The sequence below is a fragment of the Rhodanobacter thiooxydans LCS2 genome (genome assembly GCF_000264375.1).
In the GTDB taxonomy this organism is placed as follows: Bacteria; Pseudomonadota; Gammaproteobacteria; order Xanthomonadales; family Rhodanobacteraceae; genus Rhodanobacter; species Rhodanobacter thiooxydans.
Genome location: NZ_AJXW01000126.1, coordinates 1 through 258 on the forward strand (window position 1 = coordinate 1; position 258 = coordinate 258).

At 64.3% G+C, this 258-nt stretch carries 1 protein-coding gene; it reads left to right on the plus strand.

Going from position 1 to position 258, the window contains the following annotated elements; translation table 11 throughout:
• The coding region (locus UUA_RS18110) for an IS30 family transposase (protein ID WP_008439604.1) at positions 1 to 258 on the plus strand (258 nt) is incomplete at both ends.

Here is a 258-nt window from a genome sequence, read left to right on the forward strand (position 1 = left end):
GGCGAGGCCAGGACGGTCGCGCGCGCCGTCATCCACGCGCTGCATCCGCTGGCCGCCCGTGTCCACACCGTCACGTGGGACAACGGCAGCGAGTTCGCCGAACACGCGCTCATCGACGTCGCCCTGACGGCCAAGAGCTACTTCGCCGATCCGTATTCATCATGGCAACGCGGTACCAACGAGAACGGCAATGGTCTCCTCCGTCAGTACTTTCCCAAGGGCTGCGATTTGGCCACCTTCGACGACGCCTTCATCCAG